This window comes from Dellaglioa sp. CoH-55-MRSF-6 (assembly GCF_056782215.1).
Map to the genome: position 1 here is coordinate 3,396 of NZ_JBXAYJ010000012.1, position 1,786 is coordinate 5,181.

The following is a 1,786-nucleotide window of genomic DNA, read 5'->3' on the forward strand; positions in this document are numbered from 1 at the left end:
CCTCAAAACTAAACAAATTTTCGACAAGTGTGTAGGTTTCCGTAATATTCCTTAGAAAGGAGGTGATCCAGCCGCAGGTTCTCCTACGGCTACCTTGTTACGACTTCACCCTAATCATCTGTCCCACCTTAGACGGCTGGCTCCTAAAAGGTTACCTCACCGGCTTTGGGTGTTACAAACTCTCATGGTGTGACGGGCGGTGTGTACAAGGCCCGGGAACGTATTCACCGCGGCATTCTGATCCGCGATTACTAGCGATTCCAACTTCATGTAGGCGAGTTGCAGCCTACAATCCGAACTGAGAACGGCTTTAAGAGATTAGCTTAACCTCGCGGTCTCGCAACTCGTTGTACCGTCCATTGTAGCACGTGTGTAGCCCAGGTCATAAGGGGCATGATGATTTGACGTCATCCCCACCTTCCTCCGGTTTGTCACCGGCAGTCTCATTAGAGTGCCCAACTAAATGCTGGCAACTAATAATAAGGGTTGCGCTCGTTGCGGGACTTAACCCAACATCTCACGACACGAGCTGACGACAACCATGCACCACCTGTCATTCTGTCCCCGAAGGGAACGGCCTATCTCTAGGTTTGTCAGAAGATGTCAAGACCTGGTAAGGTTCTTCGCGTTGCTTCGAATTAAACCACATGCTCCACCGCTTGTGCGGGCCCCCGTCAATTCCTTTGAGTTTCAACCTTGCGGTCGTACTCCCCAGGCGGAGTGCTTAATGCGTTAGCTGCAGCACTGAAGGGCGGAAACCCTCCAACACTTAGCACTCATCGTTTACGGCATGGACTACCAGGGTATCTAATCCTGTTTGCTACCCATGCTTTCGAACCTCAGCGTCAGTTACAGACCAGAGAGCCGCTTTCGCCACTGGTGTTCTACCATATATCTACGCATTTCACCGCTACACATGGTGTTCCACTCTCCTCTTCTGCACTCAAGTTATCCAGTTTCCAATGCATTTCTTCGGTTGAGCCGAAGGCTTTCACATCAGACTTAAAAAACCGCCTGCGTTCGCTTTACGCCCAATAAATCCGGATAACGCTTGCCACCTACGTATTACCGCGGCTGCTGGCACGTAGTTAGCCGTGGCTTTCTGGTTAGATACCGTCACTAGGTAAACAGTTACTCTTACCTACATTCTTCTCTAACAACAGAGCTTTACGATCCGAAAACCTTCTTCACTCACGCGGCGTTGCTCCATCAGACTTTCGTCCATTGTGGAAGATTCCCTACTGCTGCCTCCCGTAGGAGTTTGGGCCGTGTCTCAGTCCCAATGTGGCCGATCACCCTCTCAGGTCGGCTACGTATCATTGCCTTGGTGGGCCTTTACCTCACCAACTAGCTAATACGCCGCGGGTCCATCCAAAAGTGACAGCTTACGCCGTCTTTCATTATCAAACCATGCGGTTTAACAAATTATGCGGTATTAGCACCTGTTTCCAAGTGTTATCCCCCTCTTTTGGGCAGGTTACCCACGTGTTACTCACCCGTTCGCCACTCATTATCTTCGGTGAGTGCAAGCACTCGGTGAAGATAATGCGTTCGACTTGCATGTATTAGGCACGCCGCCAGCGTTCATCCTGAGCCAGGATCAAACTCTCATATAAAAAGTTGATTGCTCTTATTGTTTTGTTACTTTTTGAAACTAGCGAATTGACTTCGCAAATGTTTGCTCTTAACTCTTAGTTAAGAGACCCTACACATTTGATTTGTCGAAAATTTGTTCAGTTTTCAAAGATCTACTTGGTTGCTTTTGACAACTTTTATATCATATCAA

Annotated in this window: 1 rRNA gene; it reads right to left on the reverse strand. The window is 48.5% G+C overall.

Annotation, left to right across the window (positions count from 1 at the left end):
- Positions 1 to 55: 55 nt before the first annotated feature.
- Positions 56 to 1,616 (reverse strand): 16S ribosomal RNA (locus AC1RPK_RS07520).
- Between the last annotated feature and the right edge of the window lie 170 nt (positions 1,617 to 1,786).